Genomic DNA, 18914 nt, shown 5'->3' on the forward strand with positions numbered 1-18914 from the left:
AACTAAATAAAACCGAGCCGGAAATATATTGCATTCCGACTCGGTTTTTTTAATTACCATCTTCCCCCTATTAAAAACGGTAATTATTATTTAACAACCTCTTTTAATTCGTCAATTTGTTTCATTGTTGTAGTTGTTGAACCTGAAGCAAAGTACCATAATTTCGGATCAAGTTCATAAATTTCATCGTCTTTAACTGCTTTAACATTCTTAATTACATCGTTTCCTAAGACTTGTTTCGCAGTTGATTTACTACCGATAGCTTGACCACGGTCCATTGCTAAAATCACATCTGGATTTTTCTCATTGATGTATTCGTTTGTTACATTTTGACCATGTGAGCTGCCTTTGATTTTGCTGTCAGCTGGTTTAAAGCCTAATGTGTTATAAACTAAGCTGCCGAAACGTTCTTTAGGACCGAAAGTTGATAATTCACCTTCGTTTACTAATAAGTACATTACTTTTTTATCAAAATCTTTTGTTTTATCTTTCATGTCAGCGATTTTTTTGTCTAATTCTTTATTTAATGACTTCGCTTTATCTTCTTTGTCGTAAATTTTACCTAAGTTTTCAGCATTTTTCTTCACTGAATTGACATAGTCTTTATCATCAGCACCTACATAAACAACTTTAGCATCTGGTGCTGCTTTTTTGAATTCATCTAAATTCTTTTGGTTAGCTGTACGTGATGAAATGAAGATAACTTCTGGTTTAGCTTGTGCAATTTTGTCGAAGTTCACTTCTTTTAAAGAACCTGTGTTGATGTATTTGTCATCTTTAAATTCTTTTAAGAAGTCTGGTAATGTGCTGTTGCCTTCACCTTTAGGTACTGCTTTAACTTTATCTGCGACGCCCATAGCTTTAAGTGTATCTAATGCACCATAGTCTAAAACGACAGCATTTTTAGGGTTCACTGGTACTTCAACTTCATTTTTAACCCCTTTTTCATCGCCGCCTTTAGGATCTTCACTTCTTAATTGGTAATTATTTTCAATTTTAACTGTCTTTTTATCTGATGAACCTTTTTCTGAACTTTCTTTTGAATCACTGCCATTACCACACGCAGCAAGTAAAAACATAATACTAACTAAAATAAATAAGCCTAATTTCTTCATTTTTCTTTATCCTCCTGAAATGTGTTAGACCCCCGTCTTGATATGCCGTAAAAAATCGGCATCACCCCTTTCAAATGGTCAGTGTTTAACTATAATATAGGCAAATTCTTTGGCCTCTGATGCATTCGATATCGACATCCATGTCATAAAGATGTCTTAAGATGCTTGGTTGAATAACTTCGTCTCGTTCACTCGCTTTGACGATTTCGCCATCTTTCATCGCAATTACATCATCTGAATAACTAGACGCAAAGTTGATATCGTGTAATACAATTACAATTGTTTTGCCATGTTCTCGTGTTAGCTTTCTCAATGTTTTCATAATTTCTACTGAATATTTCATGTCTAGATTATTCAGCGGTTCGTCTAATAAGATGCATTCTGTATCTTGTGCGATTGTCATCGCAATATAAGCACGTTGACGTTGACCACCTGAAAGTGTTTTAAGATTACGATCTCTGATTTCTTGTAGTTGGAGTAAATCTAAAGCTTCATTGATTTTTTCTTTATCTGTATCGTCTAATCGGCCTTTAGAGTATGGGAAGCGACCGAATGCGACTAATTGTTCGACTGTAATATTTAGTTCCGTATGATTCGTTTGTTTTAAAACTGAAAGCTTCTTCGCAATTTCATTACTTGTAAATGCACCAATACCTTCGTGTTCAAGTTCTATAGAACCTGTATCTATATCCATTAAACGGCTGACCGCAGATAATAAGGTACTTTTACCTGCGCCGTTTGGACCTATTAATGACGTCAAACGTCCTTTACGAATTTCTACGTTAATATCTTTAAGAATCGGTTTATCATGAATCGTTTTATTTAAATCTTGAACTTGTATCATCATGAATTTCTCCTTTTAATCAATAAGTATACGAAGTAACTTCCTCCGATTAAGTTGATGAGGATACTTACTTCTGTCGTGGCTTCAAATAAATGTTCTACAATCCATTCTGCAGTAAATAAGCTGATCCAGCTTAAAAATATTGTCGCAGGTAATAAGTATTTATGTTCATATGTTTTCATGACTTCATGCGCAATGTTCACAGTTAATAACCCTAAGAATGTAATCGGACCAACAAGCGCTGTAGCGATTGAAGTTAATAACGCGACCATAATCATTAATAAACGTGTCATTCGTGTATAGTTGACACCTAAGTTCAATGCCTGTGCTTTCCCTAATAGTAATACGTCTAAATAAGGCAAGATTTTAATTGTAATTAAAATTAGAATAACTAAGACAATGCTGCTGATGGCAACTAACTTTGAGTTCGATGCATTAAAGTTCGCAAACATTGAACTTTGTACAGCTAAGAAATCTTCAGGGTTGATTACGAGTTCGATAAAGCCAGTGATACTTCTAAAGAATGTACCTAAAATCACACCGATTAATAAGATAAAGTACACTGAGAAGTTACCGTATTTAAAAACACCCTGGAATAGAATGAGTGCGAATATAATCATTGCGACTAATGTTAACGCAAAGTTGAGATAAATATTTGTCACTGCCATTGATTGAATACCAAAGATAAAGACTAAGACAACTTTGACAAACATATAGACCGCATCTAATCCCATCATAGACGGTGTTAATAATCGGTTGACTGTAATCGCTTGGAATATAATGACAGAGGTACCAATCGCTGCACCGACTAAAATCATTAAAATCAGTTTCCTGATTCGACTTTGTATCTGATACGCAAAGATATCAAAGTCAATGCCTAACAAGAGATATAAAATACCTGTTACCACAACTACACCCAATAATATAAATAATCTGATATTACTTTGTTTATGACTCATAGTTGCGACTCCCTTTAAATAACATTACTAAGAAAATTAATGTCCCGAAGACACCGATAGTCAATCCGATATTGATTTCATATGGATAAACAATCACACGTCCTAAGATGTCGGACACCAATACAAAAATCGCACCTAAGACTGCAGTGTGCGGCAAGGCATTTTTTAAATGGTCTCCTCTATAGATAGACACAATATTCGGCACAATTAAGCCTAAGAACGGTAAAGTACCAACTGTCACAACGACTAATGCGGTCATTGTTGCGGTAATCGTTAAGCCGAACATCATAATTCGATCGTAGTTGACTCCTAAGTTATGGCTGAAGTCTTTACCCATACCAGCAATAGTGAAATAGTTGGCAAAAATATACGTAACAATAAGCAATGGGATGCTTAAATATAAGACTTCATATCGACCGCTTGTGATAATCGCAAAGTTACCGTTCAACCAGTTCCCAATACTTTGCAGTGCATTCGTCCTTAATGCCACAAACGTTGTTAAACTAGATATAATACCGCCAATCATAATACCGAGTAACGGCACGAATATAACATCTTTAAAGCGTATAATTTGAATCAATTTCATAAAGAAGAATGTTCCGCCGATACTAAGTATCATAGCGAATAACAGCTTAATTAAAATATGCGCTTGCGGAAAGAAGATTAATGAGATGAGGATCCCTAGTTTCGCCCACTCCATCGTCCCTGCAGTTGTCGGACTGACGAACTTGTTTTGCATCATCTGTTGCATAATCAGGCCAGCCAGTGCTAAAGAACTGCCTGAAATGATAATACTGACTGTCCTTGGAATACGGCTCGAAACAAGTATATTTTGCTGATCTGCGGTTAAATGAAAAATTTGTGTAATAGAAAGCTGACTAACACCCACAAACAATGAAAGGATAGTCAAAAATATAAAAAGAATTAATAAAACTGGAAAGCGCATGAGTTGTTTAATCATTTGAAACTCCTATCCCCTCTAAAAACATTTAATGATTAACTGTAACTGATAATCATTTTCACTTACTTTCTATCATATCAGTTTTTCCTGTTTTATCAATGCTTTTCAAACATTTTCAGGAAAATTCTTTTACAAATATAGGCTATTCCCTGAGATAGAATGTATTTTTTCTCTCTTTATTTCGATTAACTCTTTTGCTTCAACATATTTTATTTTCAATTACATTTTTTTAAAACAAAAAAAGAGCAATGACTTCAAACTGTTTTCACAGTCAGAATCAATGCTCTTCAAAATGATATTATTTATTTTTCATCATCAAAAATAAAGTCTTCATCACGTAATGCTTCTACGTTTAACGCTAACGTATAACCGTCACCTTTAACTGAGAAGAAGTCATGGTTTTTCGTTGACGTATCTAATGCGTTTTCGATAATTGGGTTGAATTCGCGTTCTTCGAAATAAGGTTCAAAACCTAAGTTCGATAATGCTTTGTTTCCGTTATAACGTACATAGTTCAATACATCATCTGTTAAACCAATTTGGTCATATAGTGAATGTGTATAAGAAACTTCGTTTTTGTATAACTCATCTAATAGTTTATACATTTCTTGATCTGCACGTTGTTTTTCATTTTCTGAAAGTTCATTACGCATGTGTTGCGCATCTAAACCAGTGAACACACCGTGGATAGACTCATCTAATAAAATCTTACGGATGATTTCACCAGATGTTGTCATACGACCTTGTCCAGCAAGATAAAGTGGATAGTAGAATCCAGAATAGAATAAGAATGTTTCTAAGAACACACTAGATACACGTGCCATATATTGGTCATATACTGATGCATCTTTTCTCCATAATTTATGATAGTTACCCACAATTTTATCTGATTTGAATTTTAAATGTGGTTCTTCAAGTACCCATGTATCTAAAAGATAGTTTGTCTCACTAGATGGTAATAATGTTGTGAAAATGTGAGAATAACTTTTCGCATGGATTTGTTCCATCATACCCATAAATGAGTAGACAGCTTTTTTACGTAAATCTTTTGTATGCATCATGACTAAAGGCATGCCGTCATCAGCTTGATGTGTATCTAAACCTGTTAAACCTGCAAGTGCCTTCTTAAATGTATCTTGTTCTTCTGGTGTTAATGTTTTCCAACTCGCAATATCTTTAGAAACTTTAAATTCAGTTTCTACCCACATTTGGGAGATGTTTTGTCGCCAAAACATGTTTGTCATATCTTCTTGCGTGTTCCAATTGACAGCAATCATCAAAGTGCATTTCCCCATTCTTGATTTTTAATTTTACTCGTTCAAATTCCGTTTAAAAAATTTATATGTTTAGAGGAACAACCTCATTAGGATTGTTCCTTGATAGGCTTCATTAGATTGCGCAGCTTGTACATTCTTCTACGCTTAATAATTTGTTACGTGTATAATAAAGTGATTTTAGACCTTTATGATGTGCATAGACATATAAACGTGCTAATTCACGTGTAGAGATTTCTGAGTTAACGTAAAGGATTGTTGAGATACCTTGGTCAACGTGTTGTTGGATTGTTGCTACTAAATCAATTAAACGCATTTGATCTGTATTGAATGCTGATTTGTAGTACCACATTGTTTGTGGTGATAAGAATGGCATTGGATAGAATGTTTCTGCGTTGCCATACGTACGACGTTCGATTTGGTCAACAATCGGCATTACTGAACTTGTTGCGTTTTGCACGTAAGAAATACTTTGTGTTGGCGCAATCGCTAGACGATAAGCATGATATAAACCATATTGCTTAACATCTTCTGCTAAAGCTTTCCAATCTTCTGCAGTAGGGATTTCTAAACCTTCAAATAAAGGTTTAACTTTTTCGTATTCAGGCACGATATCCGCTTCTGTATACTTTTCAAAGTATTTACCGCTCGCATAATCTGATTTCTCAAATTCTTTATAAGCTTCGCCGCGTTCTTTCGCAATTTGCATTGAACGCTCGATTGAGTAATAGTTCATCATCATGAAGAACACATTTGCGAAGTCTTTTGCTTCTTCAGATTCATAACCGATTTGGTTCTTCGCAAGGTAACCATGCAAGTTCATAACACCTAAACCAACAGAGTGCAATTCACTGTTTGCTTTACGTACACCTGGTGCGTTTTGGATGTTTGCTTCGTCACTTACAACTGTTAAAGCATCCATACCTGTGTGTACAGAATCTCTGAATTTACCTGATTCCATCACATTGACAATGTTCAACGAACCTAAGTTACATGAAATGTCACGTTTGATTTCATCTTCCACACCATAGTCATTGATAATAGATGTTTCTTGTAATTGGAAGATTTCAGTACATAAGTTACTCATTTTGATTTGTCCAATGTTTGAGTTGGCATGTACTTTGTTTGCGTTATCTTTAAACATTAAATAAGGATAACCTGATTGTAATTGTGTTTGAGCAATTGTATTTAACATTTCTCGTGCATCTTTTTTACGTTTTAAGACATTCGGATTTTCGACCATTTCATCATAGTATTTATCAAGATCGATATCATCTAATGTTACACCGTATTCATTGTAAACTGTGTGTGGTGCGAACATGTAGAAGTCTTTACCTTCTTTTGCAAGTTCAAAGAATTTAGCAGGTACGATTAAACCTGTAGAAATTGTTGCTAGACGAAGGTCTTCATCTGCGTTTACTTTTTTCGTATCTAAGAATTCTTCAACATCATAGTGGAAGATGTTTAGGTAAACAGCACCAGCACCTGGTCTTTGACCTAATTGGTCTGCGTAGCTGAAGCCGCCTTCAAGTGATTTTGCTACAGGTAAGACACCTTTTGCGACACCTTTGATTCCTTTGATTGCTTCACCACGTGCACGAAGTTTAGATAAGTTGATTGCGACACCGCCGCCGATTTTACTTAATTGTTTCGCTGTTGAATCAATAAAGTTGATAGAGTTTAAGCTGTCATCTACTTCTAATAAGAAACATGATACAAGCTCACCTCTACGGGCACGGCCTGCGTTTAAGAATGTTGGTGTTGCAGGTTGGTAACGTTGTTCAATCATAGATGAAATAAATTGTTTTGCTTGCGCTTTGTCACCATCTGCTAAATAAAGTGCGACAATAGTCACGTGTTGTGTATAGTCTTCTAAATATTGTTTTTTATCGTTTGTTTTTAATGCATAATCTTTGAAGAATTTACTTGCTGACATATAGCTCGCAAATGTAAATGGAATACTGCGTGCATATTCAGTGATTTCTTTTAAGTCTTCTTCACTATATGTTTGGAATACATCTACATAGAAATCATTATCTACAAGATAGTGCAAACGTTCGATTTCTGAATCGAAATAAATCGTATGATCTTTGATTTCTTCTAAATAAACTTCTAGCGCTTCTTGGTCTTTTTCTAAGCTGAAGAAACCATTTTCTTTACGCTTTGTAACCTCATTATTTAACTCAATATGATTGTATTGCTTTTCGTTCATAGTCTTCATATAAATGCCCCACCTTATCTTTAAACTCTTCTACGTCTTTCTTTGTACCTTGTACTTCAAATTTCATTAATAGCGGAACGAGATATTCTCGAGAAATGGTCTCGCTGGCTTTCGCAAAGTTTTGACCCCAGTTACGGTTACCACTGCCGACCACTGCTCTGATCATGTTTCCGTTATGACTTAAAAATGTTTTGACAACATCTGGCACTTCTCCAAAGCCGATTGTACTAGTGACCAATACATAAGGCTCATCCAAGCGCACATCCGCGCAGTTATCATTTGTAATCTCTAAAGTGTCCTCAAATTCAGTTCTTGCAACAAATCGTCTCACGTTACCAGTAAATGAAAAATATACTACCTTCATTGAATCACCCGCTTTCTTACAAAGAACGCGCTTAATCGTCACATAGCGTCATGCACATATTATTCATAATTAAAAAAACATGCCAGGCTGCCGTACTGGTATTGCTGTTTCTAAAAAGAAGTTGTGACTGCTGCATGTTTTAGTTTATTTCGATATGTTAAATGCATTGCTCCCTGCCACTACATATTGTGTTGGTAATCAGTTAACCGAGTATTCCTTCACAATACTCTTGTCCAAATAAGTACAATTACTCATATTTCTATTTGCTTAGACATAACTTGTCATCACAACTTTGAACACGATTTCTCAACTATACAGACCAGATTGGTTAATCCCCTAACCAATCTGTTCATCTTGCAAATTCTGTGTGAAATTGCCTTAAAATAGTGAAATATAATTTTCTTATTTTTGGACTTGACCACAATATATAGTGTTAGGTTCCGTTCTTCAATACTATATTATGTGATTCATTATACCGAACACCTATTATAATTTCAAAGAGATTCACCCCTGAAAATTTTCTTTAAATTTGTCAAAATTGATGAAAGTAGCGTCATCTCTATGCTTGACGTTCTTAAATTTTTCCAAAAATCATTTTAAAATAAATAATTGTAATTTTGCTCTTGATTTTTTGAGAATTTGTGTACCGCTTGTCATCACAAGATTCCGCTGATTTGCGTCATGAAAGGCTTAACACAATTTATTCATCAACACAAAATAATCATTCCTTTCAGTTAGTGACGTGTCATTTAATATAATGTATAGAACGTACGTTCGGTTTATAGTATACCATGTTCATTTTCTTTAGCAAGTCTATATAGGCACTTATTTCTATATATGCTAAGATGATATACGTTAAGTTTTGAGGAAAGTTGAGGAAAGTATATGGATCCAAAAATAAAAGGAATCATTGCGATACTTGTTTCAGCTATAGGATTCAGCTTTATGTCCCTATTTTTCAGACTTGCTGGTGATTTACCCGTCTTCCAGAAGTCACTCGCTAGAAACTTAGTCGCAATGCTCATCCCACTGTATTTCTTATATAAATACAAACAACCCATGTTTGGTAAATTAAGCAGTCAGCCCTTATTAATTGCACGTTCAACCCTTGGTTTAATCGGTGTCTTATTTAACATTTACGCTATAGACCATATGCTGTTAAGTGACGCAGATACATTGATGAAGCTTAATCCTTTCTGGACGATTTTACTCAGTATGATTTTCTTGCATGAGAAAATCCGTAAATATCAAATTACAGCGATGTTAGTCGCAATTGTCGGTATGTTATTTGTTGTACAACCGCAATTCTCTTCAGAAATGATTCCAGCTATCGTCGGATTATTCTCAGGTATCTTCGCCGCATCAGCTTATACTTGTGTACGTGCATTAAGTACAAGAGAAGCACCTTATACGATTGTCTTTTACTTCTCTTTCTTCTCAATTATTGCTTTAATTCCATTCGTTATCTTTACGTATGTACCGATGTCAGGCCTGCAAATGATTTATTTAGTAGGTGCCGGCTTATCAGCTGCTGTCGGTCAAATCGGAATTACACTCGCATATAGTTTTGCACCTGCAAAAGATATTTCAATCTTTACGTATGCTTCCATTATCTTTACAGCGTTAATGGGTATCATCATTTTCGGAGAATCACCGGATTTATATGCTACACTAGGTTATGTCATTATTATCAGTGCCAGCTACTATATGTTCGAAAAAGCACGCAGACAAAGCAGAAAACCAGTACAATCGTCTCATAGAGGAGGAAAATAAATATGTCACAACAAGGCAGAAGCAAAGAAGATTTAGAAGATCTTACATTGCTTGGTAATCAAAATAACCAATATGACTTTAATTATCGTCCAGATGTGTTAGAGTCTTTCGATAATAAACATCAAGGACGCGACTACTTTGTAAAATTCAATTGTCCTGAATTTACATCATTATGTCCGATTACAGGCCAACCAGATTTCGCTACTATCTACATTTCATATATTCCGAATATCAAAATGGTAGAATCTAAATCATTGAAACTTTATTTATTCAGTTTTAGAAATCATGGTGATTTCCACGAAGATTGTATGAATATTATTATGAATGACTTAATTGAATTAATGGATCCGCATTATATTGAAGTTTGGGGTAAATTCACGCCACGCGGCGGTATTTCTATTGACCCTTATACAAACTATGGCCGTCCTGATTCTAAGTATGAAAAAATGGCTGAATATCGCATGATGAATCACGATTTATATCCAGAAACGATAGATAATAGATAATTGCAGATTTATTTGAAGAACAACCTGATTAAATTCGGGTTGTTTTTTATTTTGTGGGAAGCGGATACATAACTTTTTATTACAAAAAATGTAAAAGGTAGCTTCATTAATTTTCAGAATTTTCTTGTATATACACTTTTAATAGCTTAAAATTATTTTAAGTCATTCTTAGGGGGAAATTTATGAACAAGAAACAATATACACGCGAAGAAGTTATTCAAAGCACACCACGAACTGGTTTCTTTGGTCATCCGAAGGGATTAAGCACATTATTCTTTACTGAGTTTTGGGAGAGATTCAGTTACTATGGTATGAAAGCTATTTTAGTTTACTACCTGTATTATTCTGTGGCTAAAGGCGGATTCGGCTTAGATGAGTCTGTTGCCATGCAGATTGTTGCTTTATACGGAACATTAATCTATATGTCTGGGGTTATCGGGGGCTGGATTGCTGACCGTATCACAGGAACACAACACGCTGTGTTCTTCGGTGGTATTCTCATTATGTTCGGTCATATTATTTTAAGTTTACCGGGCAGCCTAACCGCCGTTATGATTGCTTTATTACTCTTGATTATCGGGACAGGTTTGTTAAAACCAAACATTTCTACAACAGTCGGCGAATTATACGATAAAAACGACAACCGTGTTGATGCAGCCTTCACTATTTTCTACATGGGAATTAACTTAGGTGCTTTAATTTCACCTATTTTAACTGGTTACTTACAAACACGTGTTGGTTTCCATGCTGGTTTTGCAACAGCAGCTGTCGGGATGTTTATCGGTTTAGTTGTTTACTGGTCTAAACGTAAAAAGTATTTAAATTTAGCAGGGTTATCTGTACATAATCCATTAACTAAAGAAGATACTAAGAAATTCTCTTTAATTGCTTTAGCAATCGTCGCAGCGTTTGCCATTTATTTAATCGTTTTAAAGTCATTCAATGCATTAACAATTGAAAACTTCAGTTTATTAGTTACATTTATCGGAATTGCTTTACCAATTTACATTGTAGTTTACATGCTTGTCAGCAAGAAAGTGACACCAGAAGAAAAATCTCGTGTCGGCAGTTATGTACCGTTATACATCACTTCTGTAGCTTTCTGGATGATCCAAGAGCAAGGTTCTACAATCTTGGCAAACTTTGCAGATAAGAAAACAGAATTAAGCTTAGCTAAATTAACAGGCGGCGCGATTCATTTCGATATTCCAGCTGCTTGGTTCCAATCATTGAACCCTATCTTTATCGTAGCGTTAGCACCACTCTTTGCGATGTTATGGGTCAAACTCGGCAAACACAACCCACCTACTGTCATTAAATTCGCATTAGGTGCCATCATCGGTGGGGTTTCATATTTAATCATGGTCGTTCCTTTAGCTGGTGGATTAGCACCTGGAGAACTGATTCACCCTATCTGGTTAGTCTTAAGCTTCTTATTAATCACAATCGGTGAGTTATGTATCTCACCTGTCGGTCTAGCTACTACGACAAAACTTGCACCATATGCCTTTACAGCACAAATGATGAGCTTATGGATGTTAAGTAATGCGACTGCACAAGGTCTGAATGCGCAGCTAGTTGTTGTATACGCTAAAATGGATTCAGGTCAATACTTCTTATACTCTGGTTTACTGACACTAGCTATCGGGGTATTGCTTGTGATTATTTCACCATTTGTACGTCGTGCAATGAAAGGTATTCACTAATACAAAATCGAACAAATTTAGTCTGAAATCTCTCAGAGGTTTCAGGCTTTTTCTATGGTCAATTTTTCACTTTCACTTTTTTGCCATATTTCAATCTGCATACCTTCTTTAGTTAAAATCTTCTCAAATTACGCCTTTTCTTCTAATTAAGCTTGATTAATCATGTTTTATATCTTATTCCTTTCAGAAAATTGTCAATATTTTTATTTTTAGAAAATTATTGAAACTCTCTTTTTTACATAGTAGAATCGAATATAATCCACTCCGTTATAGGATAGAAAGGTCGGGGTTAGTTTGCAGAACAATTTACATCAAAAGCATGTCCAAGAAATACCACAGAAAGGGTTCTTTGGACATCCAAAAGGATTAGGAGTCCTCTTCTTCGTAGAATTTTGGGAGAGATTCAGCTATTACGGAATGCGTGCACTCTTAATCTTTTACATGTTCTTCGCTATTAAAGATGGCGGATTAGGCATGGATAAAACGACTGCACAGTCAGTCATGTCAGTATATGGGTCACTGATCTTTATGACCAGTGTACTTGGTGGCTGGGTCGCAGATAGAATCACAGGTACACGCAGAGCGACAATGTATGGTGCTATTTTAATTATTATCGGTCATGTTTTCTTAAGCTTGCCGTTAGCACAAACAGGACTATTCATTTCAATGTTCTTTATCATCGTAGGTTCAGGACTTATGAAACCGAATATCTCTAATATTGTAGGTCGCTTGTATCCTGAAAACGATAAACGTATCGATTCAGGGTTTGTTATTTTCTACATGTCCGTAAACATGGGTGCCCTTGCTGCGCCATTAATTTTAGACCAATTCTCTAAAGGTCATATGTTCCACCAAGGTTTCTTAATCGCAGCAATCGGTATGACACTCGCATTGGTTATTTATCTTTTATTCAACAGACGTAACTTAGGTAACGTTGGTTCAGCGCCGACAAACCCATTGAACGCAGTTGAAAAGAAACGTTATTCAATGATTACAGGTATTGTAGTCGTAGTCATCGCACTTGTATTAATCATCACTGGTTTAACTGGTACATTATCATTCAACTTAGTCAGCACAACTGTCTTAATCTTAGGTATTGCCTTACCAGTCTCTTACTTTACAACTATGATCAGAAGTAAAGAAGTTACAGATGATGAACGCTCACGTGTTATTTCATTTATTCCGTTATTCATTATCGGGGTAATTTTCTGGTCTATCCAGGAACAAGGTTCTAACGTTTTAAATATCTACGCATTTACAGGCACAGATATGAAATTGAATTTATTCGGTTGGACAACTGATTTTGGTAAAACATACTTCCAATCAATCAACCCATTATTCATTGTATTATTTGCGCCAGTACTGTCTTATGTTTGGAAGAAAATGGGAGATCGCCAACCAAGCCTTGCGACTAAATTTATTTGGGGTGCTTGGTTAGCAGGTATTTCATACATCTTAGTAGCGGTAGTCATGATGACTTCTGGCGGCAGCACAGTATCCGTAAACTGGGTCATTCTGTCATACATCATTTGCGTAGTCGGTGAGCTTTGCTTATCACCAACAGGCAGCAGTGCCGCAGTAAAATTAGCACCAAAAGCTTTCAACTCTCAAATGATGAGCTTATGGTTATTAACAAACGCTACTGCACAAGCCATTAACGGAACACTTGTTAAATTAATCGAACCGTTAGGCTATCAAAACTACTTCTTATTCCTAGGAGTTCTAGCAGTAGTTATCGGCTTAATCGCATTTATGTTTGTACCAAAGATTATTAAAGGTATGCGCGGCATACGTTAACACATAAAAGAAGCATCAAACGCTATTCAAAATAGTGGTTTGATGCTTCTTTTTTTAATAGCTTTATTTTCGTGCTGCATGTACAACATAATTCATATGTTCTTTTAAGCCATTCATTGTTTTAAACATCGTCATAAACATTGATCGGTTTTCATTTTTTAAAGCGTTACGTATTATTCTAGCTGTTCCTTTTAAACCTTCATCACGTATCATACCTGCAGGTGTCATTAAACTCATTTCACCCACTTTAGATTCAACTGAATCGAATCCTGCGTCTTGATAAAGCTTTCTCCACTCTGCTGTTGGTAAAGGCGTTACTTTGACATTAATAGCTTCACTTAATTGACTTTGAATTCGATCTGTTTCACTTGGTGTCATAATCGCAATATCATGTGTTAATAAAATACCGCCAGGTTTAAGTACACGATAATATTCTTTTAGAGCTTTTTCTTTTGCTTGAATCGGTAACATTGTCAACATGGCCTCATTTAAAACAATATCAAACGTCTCATCTTCAAAAGGCAAATCCATCGCATTCGCTTGTTGAACGTGGATTAAATGTTCTAAACGATGTTTTTGAACATTTTCTTTTCCTTTTTCTAATGCCTTTTTATTTAAATCTACTCCTTCAATTTCACAACCATATCGTTCAGCCAACATCACTGATGTCGTACACATATTACATGCCACTTCTAATACCTTTTTATCTTTTGTAAAGTGACCTTTATCAATTAACCAGTCAGTAGCTACCTTTCCCCCTGGTCGTAATCTTGTCTTGCCTAACTTCGCTAAAAATGTATGTCCTGCCTCTGCCATTTATAACACTCCCTTATCAATTGATAATCATTATCATTTAGAGTGTAACATATATAATGAATTTTTCTCGCAGTTCACACAAAATACATATTTTAAGCATAGAAAAAGACGGCTATAGCCGTCTCTATTAACTCTAACTTATTTATTTCCTAAGAAATATTGTTCAACTTCTTTCCAGTTATTGACACGATCGAAGTCTTTATTGTGGATGTTATGTTGTGCTGTATACATCACTGGTTTCCCTGTAAAGCGTGCAAGTTGTCTTGGATTGTCATCGATTAAATAATCTGCTTTGACAATATTCTTTCTACCGCAGAAGACAAATTGTTGCGGATCTAAGAATGGGAAGTGTACTCTTAACCATTCATATTTTTCATGGAATGAAGTCGGCACATCCATTGCGGCTGTCGCAATATAAATATCATAGTGTTCAGCTAACTTCTTCACCACTTCTTGTGAATCTTTAATAACTTCTAAATTCTTAAAGAATCCTGGTTGTTTTAATACTTCATCAAGTACCCCTTCATGTTCAGGCATAAAGTGACGTAGTTTATTTCCATCTAATAACGCCTCTTTAATACCTAAATCTGTGCGTTTATTCACTTCTTCAATCAATGCTTTGATTGTATCTGCTAAAACTTCATCCATATCAATCGCTATTGATTCTCTCTTCATTACTGATAGCAACTTCCTTTCCTTTTCTTCTCTTCGAGTATAGCATATTTATTTTATAGAGTTGTGAAGTCTGATTTGAAAATATGTAAAGTAAAAACAAGTATCAACACGAAATTATGTTGATACTTGTTTTGTTATCGGTTATGCTTCAAAATCAAAGTCTTTAAGCACTTCGATCATTTTATCATTTTGTTCTGGGAAGCCAATGGTAATACGTACACCAATTGGGAACTCACGCGTAATACATCCGACTTTTAATAACGCTTTATATAAGTCATGCGGACGTTTCGTATTCACAAAGACAAAGTTCGTTTGGCTGTCAAAGAAATGTTTGCTTTCTGGAATTTCAAAGAATTTTGCACGTTCCTCAGCATTTTTTTGTTGAATGTCTTTTAAGTAATCTTGATCTTGATATGCTGCGACTGCCGCATATTCTGATAAGCGCCCTACGTTAAACGGTGGACGAATAATATTATAGTTATGAATTGCTTCTTCAGTCGCAATGATATAACCGACTCTTAGACCTGCTAGACCATATGCTTTAGAGAACGTACGCATTAAGAACGCATTTGGGAAACGTTCTTGTAACTTTAATGTATCTGGAAAATCTTCCGCAGTCACAAATTCAAAGTATGCTTCATCAACTAAAACTGGAATATGACTTGGCACTTTTTCTAAGAACGCTTCTAAATCATCATGTGTGACATATGTGCCTGTCGGGTTGTTTGGATTACAAATCCATACTAATGCAGTGTCTTCATCAATCGCTTCTAAAATACCATCTAAATCGAATTGACCATTAGATTTTAAAGGTACTTGTACGACCTCTGCCGCTTCCACAATCGCATTATGATAATACTGACCAAATGTCGCTTGGCTTGTCACAATCTTGTCTCCAGGCGTTAATACCGCACGAGAAATCATTAAGATAACCTCATCTAAGCCAGCTCCAAATAAAATACGATTCTCATCAATGCCTAATCCTTCCGCAATTTCCTTGCGTAATGTCGGTGCACCTGTTTCAGGATAATACAACACTTCATCTACATGCGCTTTAATCGCTTCTTTCGCTTTAGGTGAAGGACCATATAAGTTTTCATTTGATGCTAGTTTATGTAATTCAATGTCTAAACCGAATTCTTCTTTTAACGCTCTTGGTGATAAGCCTGGTTGATACGCTGAGAGCTGTTTAATTTGTTCTTTCATAGATACATCTGCCTCCTCAAAATGTTGTTTCTAATAATTTTAAATTTACTGACAATTATATACCTTTAAGCAACCCTTTGGCAACGACAAATTTATTGTACCTCGATTATGTTAAAACTAAAAAGAAAGCCTGAGTTACAATACCCAGACTTTCTTATTCATATTACTTAACTAAATTGTGTTTCTCTAAATACTCTTTTGCCACATGATACGGATCTTCATCTTTCACTGTGACTTTGTAGTTCATTTCTTGCATTTCTTCATCAGTGATTTTACCTGCTAATTTATTGAGCGGTTTAATGATTTCAGGATGTTCTTTGAGATATTTCTCTTTAAACATCGGTGCACCTTGATATGGCGGGAAGACGTGTTTGTCATCTTCTAAAATGACCATATCGTATTGTTTCAACTCTGCATCTGTTGAATAAGCATCAATTAAATTGATGTCACCTTTTTCAACAGCTTGATAACGTAATTTCGGTTCCATTGTACGAACTTTATTAAAGTTTAAATCATATGCTTTAGAAATGGCTTTATAACCGTCAGGACGGTCGTTAAATTCTAAAGTGAAACCAGGTTTGATATCATCTTCAACTTTTTGTAAATCACCAATCGTTTTCAATCCATGTTTCTTCGCAAAGTCACGCTTCACAGCTAATGTGTAAGTGTTGTTGTATTTCATCGGTTTCAACATCGTCATGTTTTCTTTTTTCTCTAGACTTTGTTTTGCCTGTTCGTACACTTTAGCTTCTTCTTTGGATTTCAGTGGTTCTTTAGTTAATTCACCTAAAACTGTTCCCGTAAATTCTAAATAGCCATCAATATCGCCAGATTTTAAAGCATTGAATAAGAATGATGTTTTACCCATGCCATCTTTAACATCCACTGTGTTATCTGTTTCTTCTTCGATTAAAATCTTATACATATTCGTAATGATTGATGGTTCTGAACCAAGCTTGCCGGCAATCGTGATTTTATCGCCTTTGCCGCCTAACATTAGGATAACAATGACAAGTGCTACAACTAACACGATAGTGCCTAAAGTAATCAACAATTTCTTATATGATAGTTTCTGCATGAAACGTAAGGCTAAGTCAAAGACAATCGCCAAAATAGCAGCTGGAATCGCACCTAATAAAATTAACGAACTGTTGTTACGGTCAATACCTAATAGGATTAAATCACCCAGGCCGCCTGCACCGATTAATGCTGCAAGTGTTGCAGTACCAATGATTAACACCATTGCTGTACGAATACCTGCCATAATAATCGGCATCGCAATCGGCAACTCAACTTTCGTCAAACGACGTCCAGGTTTCATTCCGATACCTTTCGCTGCTTCAACAAGAGACGGATCAACTTCCTTAATACCAGTATATGTATTGCGTAGAATTGGCAGTAACGCATATACAACTAATGCAATAATCGCTGGCACTGTTCCAATACCAAACAATGGAATCATTAGTCCTAATAAAGCTAGTGAAGGAATCGTCTGCATTACAGCGGCAACGTTGATGACCGCTTCAGAAAAATGTTTTGTTTTCGTCAGTAAGATACCAAGCGGTACTCCGATTAAACAAGCAATTAACAATGCGATAAAGGAAATTTGCATATGTTCTAACAGCGTGCTCAGCAATTCCCCTTTTCGCTCTGAGAATGTTTGAAAGAATGCATTCATGATACGTCACCTCTCTTACTTTGAGCTAAAAACTTAAAGACATCTTCTCGTGTTAAGAGATGGTGTTGATCATGTTGTTTAATTACGACACTAGGATAGTGTGTTAAATCTTCATATACCTTGTTTAAAGGTGTATCTGGCAACAACACCGGTAAATCATTTGGTGTATCAACTGTTTTAAGTTGTTTGCCTTGCAGAAGTTTTTCAAGCGTTAAGTGAGACGTATCCGCATGGTCATATTGATTAATAAACTGTCTCACAAAATCATTCTTAGGATGTTGCATAAAGCCATCAGGTGTATCGATTTGTTCTACATGTCCATCATTAAATAAACAAATGCGATCAGCTAATTTCATCGCTTCATTAATATCGTGTGTCACAAAGACAATAGTTTTTCTGATTTTAGCTTGCAGCTCAATCAAATCTTCTTGTAAATTCGTACGACTGATTGGATCTAAGGCACTAAATGGTTCGTCCATTAAAATTACTGGCGGATCTGCAGCTAATGCACGTACAACACCGACACGTTGACGTTGTCCGCCTGATAATTCATCTGGTTTACGATCTCGATATGTATCAGGATCTAGATTCACCATCTCAAGCAACTCATCAATACGCTTGTCTATCTTAGCTTTGTCCCAACCTTTCATTTGCGGTACTTGCGCAATGTTTTCCTTAACCGTCATATGCGGAAATAACGCGATTTGTTGAAGGACATAACCCATATCCCAACGCATTTCATAAACAGGAAAATCACTGATTGGTTTGCCTTTGAAATAAATATAGCCTTTCGTTAAGGGGATCAATCTGTTAATCATCTTTAATGTTGTTGTTTTACCACTGCCGGAAGGACCAATTAAAACGAAGAACTCACCTTCTTCAATGTTAAAACTGACATCTTCAACAGCCATTTTATTACCGTATTGCTTCGAAACGTTTTTTAACTCAATCATGCATAGGTCACCCACATTCTATTTCTATTTTAAAAAAGAACAGCAAGCTCACACTATCGTTAGCAC

16 protein-coding genes are annotated in these 18914 nt (G+C 35.6%); 4 read left to right on the forward strand and 12 right to left on the reverse strand.

The window, feature by feature from the left end; translation table 11 throughout:
- Positions 1-86: 86 nt before the first annotated feature.
- The 7 genes from HMPREF2937_RS04215 to nrdI all read right to left on the reverse strand — a co-directional run bounded on the left by HMPREF2937_RS04215 (position 87) and on the right by nrdI (position 7738).
- Positions 87-1115, reverse strand: a complete 1029-nt coding sequence (locus HMPREF2937_RS04215) for a ferrated catecholamine ABC transporter substrate-binding lipoprotein SstD (RefSeq protein ID WP_002481528.1) — start codon at positions 1113-1115, stop codon at positions 87-89.
- Between the two features lie 85 nt (positions 1116-1200).
- On the reverse strand, positions 1201-1959 hold the full coding sequence (locus tag HMPREF2937_RS04220) for an iron ABC transporter ATP-binding protein (protein WP_002481527.1): 759 nt from the start codon (positions 1957-1959) through the stop codon (positions 1201-1203).
- Complete coding sequence (locus HMPREF2937_RS04225; RefSeq protein WP_002481526.1) at positions 1959-2918, reverse strand: iron chelate uptake ABC transporter family permease subunit; 960 nt, start codon at positions 2916-2918, stop codon at positions 1959-1961. The genes HMPREF2937_RS04220 and HMPREF2937_RS04225 overlap by 1 nt, the downstream gene beginning before the upstream one ends.
- Entirely contained in the window at positions 2908-3864 is a 957-nt protein-coding gene (locus HMPREF2937_RS04230; RefSeq protein WP_180364616.1) for an ABC transporter permease, read from the reverse strand. Before HMPREF2937_RS04230 ends, HMPREF2937_RS04225 begins: the two co-directional genes overlap by 11 nt.
- A gap of 317 nt (positions 3865-4181) precedes the next feature.
- The gene (nrdF, locus tag HMPREF2937_RS04235) at positions 4182-5156 is read right to left on the reverse strand and encodes a class 1b ribonucleoside-diphosphate reductase subunit beta (RefSeq protein WP_002481524.1); all 975 of its coding nucleotides are present in this window, start codon (positions 5154-5156) and stop codon (positions 4182-4184) included.
- 112 nt (positions 5157-5268) lie between these two features.
- The gene (gene nrdE / locus HMPREF2937_RS04240) at positions 5269-7374 is read right to left on the reverse strand and encodes a class 1b ribonucleoside-diphosphate reductase subunit alpha (protein WP_023015386.1); all 2106 of its coding nucleotides are present in this window, start codon (positions 7372-7374) and stop codon (positions 5269-5271) included.
- Complete coding sequence (gene nrdI / locus HMPREF2937_RS04245; protein WP_023015387.1) at positions 7337-7738, reverse strand: class Ib ribonucleoside-diphosphate reductase assembly flavoprotein NrdI; 402 nt, start codon at positions 7736-7738, stop codon at positions 7337-7339. The genes nrdE and nrdI overlap by 38 nt, the downstream gene beginning before the upstream one ends.
- Positions 7739-8623: 885 nt before the next feature.
- Between nrdI and HMPREF2937_RS04250 the strand changes: the two genes are divergently transcribed.
- The 4 genes from HMPREF2937_RS04250 to HMPREF2937_RS04265 all read left to right on the forward strand — a co-directional run bounded on the left by HMPREF2937_RS04250 (position 8624) and on the right by HMPREF2937_RS04265 (position 13520).
- Positions 8624-9511 carry a DMT family transporter gene (locus tag HMPREF2937_RS04250; RefSeq protein ID WP_002481521.1) on the forward strand — a complete coding sequence of 296 codons (888 nt, stop codon included), beginning with the start codon at positions 8624-8626 and terminating at the stop codon, positions 9509-9511.
- 2 nt (positions 9512-9513) lie between these two features.
- Positions 9514-10017 (forward strand): preQ(1) synthase, encoded by a 504-nt coding sequence (queF, locus tag HMPREF2937_RS04255; RefSeq protein ID WP_002481520.1) that lies wholly within the window; start codon positions 9514-9516, stop codon positions 10015-10017.
- Positions 10018-10199: 182 nt separating this feature from the next.
- On the forward strand, positions 10200-11723 hold the full coding sequence (locus HMPREF2937_RS04260) for a peptide MFS transporter (RefSeq protein WP_002481519.1): 1524 nt from the start codon (positions 10200-10202) through the stop codon (positions 11721-11723).
- 294 nt (positions 11724-12017) lie between these two features.
- Positions 12018-13520 carry a peptide MFS transporter gene (locus HMPREF2937_RS04265; protein WP_002481518.1) on the forward strand — a complete coding sequence of 501 codons (1503 nt, stop codon included), beginning with the start codon at positions 12018-12020 and terminating at the stop codon, positions 13518-13520.
- Positions 13521-13583: 63 nt separating this feature from the next.
- Here the strand turns inward: HMPREF2937_RS04265 and HMPREF2937_RS04270 are convergent, their stop codons facing one another.
- The 5 genes from HMPREF2937_RS04270 to HMPREF2937_RS04290 all read right to left on the reverse strand — a co-directional run bounded on the left by HMPREF2937_RS04270 (position 13584) and on the right by HMPREF2937_RS04290 (position 18848).
- The gene (locus HMPREF2937_RS04270) at positions 13584-14336 is read right to left on the reverse strand and encodes a class I SAM-dependent methyltransferase (RefSeq protein WP_070864096.1); all 753 of its coding nucleotides are present in this window, start codon (positions 14334-14336) and stop codon (positions 13584-13586) included.
- A gap of 138 nt (positions 14337-14474) precedes the next feature.
- Positions 14475-15011, reverse strand: a complete 537-nt coding sequence (locus HMPREF2937_RS04275; RefSeq protein WP_002481517.1) for a 5' nucleotidase, NT5C type — start codon at positions 15009-15011, stop codon at positions 14475-14477.
- 141 nt (positions 15012-15152) lie between these two features.
- Positions 15153-16217 carry a histidinol-phosphate transaminase gene (gene hisC, locus HMPREF2937_RS04280; RefSeq protein WP_060804120.1) on the reverse strand — a complete coding sequence of 355 codons (1065 nt, stop codon included), beginning with the start codon at positions 16215-16217 and terminating at the stop codon, positions 15153-15155.
- 163 nt (positions 16218-16380) lie between these two features.
- The gene (locus tag HMPREF2937_RS04285; protein ID WP_070864097.1) at positions 16381-17895 is read right to left on the reverse strand and encodes an ABC transporter permease/substrate-binding protein; all 1515 of its coding nucleotides are present in this window, start codon (positions 17893-17895) and stop codon (positions 16381-16383) included.
- Positions 17892-18848 carry an ABC transporter ATP-binding protein gene (locus tag HMPREF2937_RS04290; protein ID WP_023015395.1) on the reverse strand — a complete coding sequence of 319 codons (957 nt, stop codon included), beginning with the start codon at positions 18846-18848 and terminating at the stop codon, positions 17892-17894. Before HMPREF2937_RS04290 ends, HMPREF2937_RS04285 begins: the two co-directional genes overlap by 4 nt.
- Positions 18849-18914: the final 66 nt, after the last annotated feature.

Origin of the sequence: Staphylococcus sp. HMSC061G12, from assembly GCF_001838465.1 — a bacterium.
GTDB lineage: Bacteria > Bacillota > Bacilli > Staphylococcales > Staphylococcaceae > Staphylococcus > Staphylococcus simulans.